This is a genomic window from uncultured Microbacterium sp., from assembly GCF_947489255.1.
Taxonomy (GTDB): Bacteria; Actinomycetota; Actinomycetes; order Actinomycetales; family Microbacteriaceae; genus Microbacterium; species Microbacterium phycohabitans.
In genome coordinates, this window is sequence record NZ_CANLCY010000001.1 from 813,873 (window position 1) to 820,036 (window position 6,164).

The 6,164-nt window shown below is 71.1% G+C and carries 4 protein-coding genes; 1 reads left to right on the forward strand and 3 read right to left on the reverse strand.

Annotated features, from left to right (window positions below; translation table 11 throughout):
* The first annotated feature begins 96 nt into the window (after positions 1-96).
* A complete protein-coding gene (locus Q0818_RS03915; protein WP_298871662.1) occupies positions 97-2,316 on the forward strand; it encodes an NADP-dependent isocitrate dehydrogenase in 2,220 nt (739 codons plus the stop codon).
* A 301-nt stretch (positions 2,317-2,617) separates the two neighbouring features.
* Here the strand turns inward: Q0818_RS03915 and Q0818_RS03920 are convergent, their stop codons facing one another.
* From Q0818_RS03920 to Q0818_RS03930, 3 genes are all read right to left on the reverse strand, one after another.
* Positions 2,618-4,018, reverse strand: coding sequence for a L,D-transpeptidase family protein (locus Q0818_RS03920; RefSeq protein ID WP_298871665.1), 1,401 nt, complete (start codon positions 4,016-4,018; stop codon positions 2,618-2,620).
* Positions 4,019-4,142: 124 nt separating this feature from the next.
* Complete coding sequence (locus tag Q0818_RS03925) at positions 4,143-5,492, reverse strand: FAD-linked oxidase C-terminal domain-containing protein (RefSeq protein WP_298871695.1); 1,350 nt, start codon at positions 5,490-5,492, stop codon at positions 4,143-4,145.
* A gap of 59 nt (positions 5,493-5,551) precedes the next feature.
* Entirely contained in the window at positions 5,552-5,938 is a 387-nt protein-coding gene (locus tag Q0818_RS03930) for a YrdB family protein (RefSeq protein ID WP_298871666.1), read from the reverse strand.
* Positions 5,939-6,164: the final 226 nt, after the last annotated feature.

Consider the following 6,164-nt stretch of genomic DNA (forward strand, 5'->3'; position numbering starts at 1 on the left):
CGGGGCGCCGGGCGGAACTATCTCGACATCAAGAGACTTTGCCCACGTGCGATAGGCTGAATCGCAACCCTGGCCGCCTCTACGGAGAGATCTGACGTGCCCGATTCCACCATCATCTACACGTACACCGACGAGGCGCCGGCTCTCGCCACCGCGTCGTTCCTGCCCATCGTGCAGGCCGTCACGAAGCAGGCGGGTGTCGACGTCGAAACCCGCGACATCTCGCTCGCCGGCCGCATCCTCGCGGCCTTCCCGCAGCGTCTGACCCCGGAACAGCAGGTGGGCGACGCCCTCGCCGAGCTCGGCGGTCTCGCGACGCTGCCCGAGGCGAACATCATCAAGCTGCCGAACATCTCGGCATCCATCCCCCAGCTCAAGGCCGCGATCGCCGAGCTGCAGTCGCAGGGCTACGACATCCCCGACTACCCCGACGAGGCGTCGAGCGTCGAAGAGAAAGACGTCCGCGCCCGGTACGACCGCATCAAGGGCTCGGCCGTCAACCCGGTGCTGCGCGAGGGCAACAGCGACCGCCGCGCGCCCCTGGCCGTGAAGAACTACGCGAAGAAGCACCCGCACCGCAACAAGGCGTTCGGCGAGGGCTCGAAGACCCGCGTCGCGACCCTCGGTCACGACGACTTCCGCTCCAACGAGAAGTCGGTGGTCATCGCCGACGACGACGTGCTCACGATCCAGCACGTGGCCGCCGACGGCGGCACGACCACGCTGAAGGAGGGCCTCAAGGTCCTGCAGGGCGAGATCGTGGATGCCACCTTCCTCTCGGCCGCGGCGCTCGACGCGTTCCTCGCCGACACGCTCGCCGAGGCCAAGGCCGACGACGTGCTGTACTCGGTGCACCTCAAGGCCACGATGATGAAGGTCAGCGACCCGATCATCTTCGGTCACGTCGTGAAGGCGTTCTTCGCCGACGTCTTCGACCGTCACGGTGACGCCCTCGCGGCCGCCGGGCTCACCCCCAACGACGGCCTCGGCTCGATCCTCGCGGGTCTGTCGAACGTCGAGGGCGGCGACGCCATCGCCGCGGAGATCCGCGAGGCTCTGGCATCCGGCCCCCGCCTGTCGTACGTGAACAGCGACAAGGGCATCACCAACCTGCACGTGCCGAGCGACGTGATCGTCGACGCGTCGATGCCCGCGCTGATCCGCAACGGCGGCAAGCTGTGGGGCGCCGACGGGGGAGAGGACGACACCCTCGCGGTCATCCCCGACTCCTCGTACGCCGGTGTGTACCAGGCCACGATCGAAGACGTGATCGCGAACGGTCCGCTCGACCCGGCCACCATCGGCTCGGTCCCCAACGTCGGTCTGATGGCGCAGGCGGCCGAGGAGTACGGCAGCCACGACAAGACCTTCGAGATCCCCGCGGCCGGCCGCGTGCAGGTCATGGCGTCGAACGGCGACGTGCTGCTCGAGCACGAGGTCGAGGCGGGCGACATCTGGCGCGCGACGCAGACCAAGGACGTCGCGGTCCGCGACTGGGTGAAGCTCGCCGTCACGCGCGCTCGCGCCACCGGTGTTCCGGCCGTGTTCTGGCTCGACGAGAGCCGCGCCCACGACCGCAACCTCATCGCCAAGGTGCACGAGTACCTCGCCGACCACGACACCGAGGGCCTCACGATCGAGATCCTCGCGCCCGCCGATGCCACCCGCTACTCGCTCGAGCGCATCCGTCGCGGCGAAGACACCATCTCGGTCACCGGCAACGTGCTGCGCGACTACCTCACCGACCTGTTCCCGATCCTCGAGGTGGGCACGAGCGCCAAGATGCTCTCGATCGTCCCGCTGCTCGCGGGTGGCGGTCTGTTCGAGACCGGTGCCGGTGGGTCGGCCCCCAAGCACGTGCAGCAGCTCGTCGAGGAGGACTACCTCCGCTGGGACTCGCTGGGTGAGTTCTTCGCGCTCGCGGCCTCGCTCGAGCACCTCGCCGACACCACGGGCAACGAACGCGCCCGCGTGCTCGCGCAGACGCTCGACGCCGCGACCGGTACGTTCCTCGAGAACGACAAGTCGCCCGGCCGTGCCCTCGGCACGATCGACAACCGCGGCAGCCACTTCTACCTCGCCCTGTACTGGGCGCAGGAGCTGGCGCAGCAGTCGACGGATGCCGACCTCGCCGCCGTCTTCGGCCCGGTCGCCGAGAAGCTGGCTTCGGAGGAGCAGACGATCGTCGCCGAGCTCAACGCGGTCCAGGGTCACCACGCCGAGATCGGCGGCTACTACCGCCCGAACACGGAACTGGTCGAGAAGGTCATGCGCCCGTCCGCGACGCTGAACGCCGTGGTCGACGCCCTGCGCTGAGCCTGAACCCGAAAGGGGCGGATGCCACACGGCATCCGCCCCTTCTGCATGTCCGGGCCGCGGCTCGGCTCGTCGGCGTTTCACAACTCCTGCAATCCGCGGCTCTCGGTCGCTGCGGAGGGCCCGGTCGGGCCGTTTTGCAGGAGTTATGCGCCCGGGGCCCCGGAAGCGGGGTATCGGGGCAGGTCGCAGGGCAGACGTCGTCGCAGCGGGGCGACGCAGGACGCGATGATGCCGGTCTGCCGGGACGAAAGACAGAGGGGCGGATGCCGAAGCATCCGCCCCTCTGTAGGGTCCGAACTCAGTAGTGGACCGACACCTCGGTGCCGCGGTAGGCCCAGTCGTACAGTTCCTTCGCCTGGGCGATGGTCATGTTGATGCAGCCGTGGCTCATGGGCGTGCCGAAGTTGTTGTGCCAGTAGGTGCCGTGGAAGCCCTCGTCGCCGTTGAAGTACGAGACCCAGGGGACGTCCTTCGTGCAGTAGTCGTAGCCCGGGACGCAGCCCATGTCCTGCATGGCGGTCTTCCAGCCGATGCGGAACTCGCCGGTGTGGGTGGCGTGGTCGCCCGCGCCGGAGGAGATCGTGTAGGTGCGGTACACCTGCCCGTTCTGCCAGAGCGTGGTGGTCTGGGTGCTGAGGTTGACGTCGATGCGACGCTCGGTCTTGGTCGTCTCGAACGGCGTCTCGGCCACGGTCAGGGCGTAGCGCCCGTTGCCCTCGGCGAGCTGCGTGGCGAAGGCCGCGGCGATGCCGGCGGTGTCGCCGAGCGTGCGTCCGGTCTGGCCCTCGGTGATCGTGTGGATGACCTCGCCGCCGGTGTCGACGATCACGTCGGCGTTGACGGCGCCGCGGTCGACGGCAGCGGTGAGGCCCCCGACCGCGTTCTGGATGGCGGCCTCGTCGGCCGAGATCGCGAAGGCCCCCTTGCCGTCGGGCGTGACGGTGAGCCACGACGCGGCGGTGGCGCGGTCGACGGTGACGGTGCGCTCGTCGCCGATGTAGAAGCCGGCCGAATCGAGGATGCCGTTGAGCGTGCCGACCGCGGCGGCGGCCTCGTCGGTGGAGACGGGGGCGTCGACGGGCACGAGCGTGGCCTCGACCGTGGTGGAGGCGGTGCCGGCGTCGAACGCCGACTGCAGGGCCGCGGCGACGGTGGCGACGTCGATGCCCTCGCCGGCCTCGGCGGGGGTCGTGACGTACGCCTGCGATCCGGCGTCGTAGGCGACGGTCGCGTCGACGGGAGCGCGGTAGGCGCCGGGAGCCTTGTCGCGCAGCACGGCGGCGGCCTCGGCCTCGTCGATCTGCACCGTCACGCCCGTTCCCTCGGGGAACCACGACGCGGGCTTCCACATGGGGTTGTCGGCGAACGCCTTGTCGGCCAGGGCGGCCGCGTCGACGGTCGCGCCGAGGTCGGCGCCGGTCACGACGACCTCGCCCGCGGGGCTCTCGACGGTGACCGACGTCTGCGCGAGGCGCGACTCGATGGCCTGGGCCGCGGCTCCGGCCGTCAGGCCGCCGATCTGCACGCCGGCGACGGAGGCGCCGGGGGCGATCAGAACGAGCGAGGCGGCGATGAGGGCCACGGCCGTGGCGCCGGCGGGGATGCCGATCCACAGGCCGGAGCGGTTCTTGCGCGGCTTGGGCTCGGCGGGAGCCCAGGCGTACGTCGCGCCGTCGGTGCCAGGTGCGCCGTCGGTCATAGTCAAACCCCCCGGAAGTCAGTCTTCCCATGCTAAGGGCGCGCGCTGCGCGTCTGCCTTGAGCAATATCACGGTCTGATCACGCCGCCGACGTGACGCGGCCGTTCGGCCCGCGAACGACGGGTCAGGGGGCGAAGACCTTGCCCGGATTCAGGATGCCGAGCGGGTCGAAGACGCGGGCGATGTCGCGTTGCAGTGCCCACTGGTCCTCTCCGAGCTCGTCGGCGAGCCAGCGCCGCTTGAGGACGCCGATGCCGTGCTCTCCGGTGAGGGTGCCGCCGAGGGCGAGCGCCGCGCGGAACAGCTCCTCCGCCGCCTCCCACACCACCGGGGGGACCTCGGGTCCGTCGAACACGAAGTTCGGGTGCAGGTTGCCGTCTCCCGCGTGGGCGACGGCGGGGATGACCAGACCGTACCGGTGCTCGATGCGCGCGATCTCGTCGAACATGTCGGGGAGAGCGCTGCGCGGGACCGAGACGTCTTCGATGAGCGTCGTGCCCAGCGTCTCCATCGCGGGGTGCATCGCGCGCCGCACGGCGAGCAGGTCCTCGCCCTCGGCGGCGTCGGCGGCGACCGACACGCGTCCGCCCGCGGCCTGCAGCACTGCGGCGATCTCCTGTGCCTCGTCGGTCGCGGCGGGGCCGTCGGTCTGGATCGTCACCTGCGCGGCCCCCGCGGGCGGGACGGGCAACGCGAGCAGGCGGTGCGCGGCGGCCAGGCTCGTGGCATCCATCAGCTCCATGATCGCGGGCTGGACTCCGGATGCCGTGACCGCGGAGCACGCGACGGCGGCAGCGCGCACGCCGTCGAAGAGGGCGGTGAGGGTCACGCGCTCGCCCTCGACCAGGCGGCGGAGCTTGAGGGTCGCGCCGACGACCACGCCGAGCGTGCCCTCGGACCCGATCACGAGGGAGGTGAGGTCGAGTCCGGTCACGCCTTTGACGCTGCGGTGTCCGAGGTGCAGGAGTCGCCCGTCGGCGAGCACGAGATCGACGCCCAGCACCGCGTCGCGCACGACGCCGTACTTCGCGCAGAGCAACCCGCCGGCCCCGGTGGCGATGTTGCCGCCGACCGTCGAGATGGCCCGACTCGCGGGGTCGGGTGCCCACCAGACGCCGTGGGCTTCGAGTTGGGCGTTGAGATCCGCGTTCAGGATGCCGGGTTCGACGACGGCCAGCAGATCGTCGGGGCGCACCTCGAGCACGCGGTCCATGGCCCGCACCGACAGGCTGATCTCGCCGCCGCCCGTGTTGGCTCCGCCGGCGAGCCCCGTCCCCGCCCCGCGCGGCACGACGGGGGTGCGGGTGGCGGTGGCGATGCGCATCACCGCCTGCACGTCGGCGACGGATGCCGCGTTCACCACCGCGAGCGGCAGTCCCTGGGCGGCATGGCCGGACTTGTCGGCTCGAGCCGCGTCGAGGGCCGCGGGGGAGGTGTCGACGCGCGCGCCGAGCTCGGCCCGCAGCAGCGCCAGAGCGTCCTCGCCCGCGCCCCGCGCGTGCGGGGACGGCGAGGGGCCCGCCGTCTCGGGGGTCACGCCAGGCGCCGGCGGCCGTTCAGAGCGCCGAACGTGACGGCGATGATCGCGAAGCCGAGCCCGATCCAGGCCTGTCCCATGCTCCACCAGGCGATGGTGGCGGCGGCGTAGACGAACAGCTCGACGATTGCGCGGATGAAGGGGTGCACGGCGAGAACCGCGCGGGGCGAGACGAACAGCGCCCACACGAGCACGGCCAGGGCGGGGGCGCCGATGCCGGCGACGATGTTCCACGGCAAGGGCCACGCGGTGAAGCCCCAGATCGCGAGGGTGACGAAGGCGAAGAGGCCGCAGACGACGCTGCCGATCTCGACCGCCGACGGCCGCGGGCGCATGCCGGGAGCGAGGGGCGCCTGGGCGCGGACGTGGGGGGAGTCGGTCACGCCGCCATTTTACGCGGGTGAGGGAAGTCGGCATCCAGGATGGCTCGGTGTCGAGCCGACCGCGCCGCGACCGAGGTCCCCGGGGCTGTCGAAGGTCGCTGAGCCCGTCCAGGGTCCCCGAGCCTGTCGAAGGTCCCTGAGCCTGTCGGAGGTCCCTGAGCCTGTCGGAGGTCCCTGAGCCTGTCGGAGGTCCCTGAGCCTGTCGGAGGTCCCTGAGCCTGTCGGA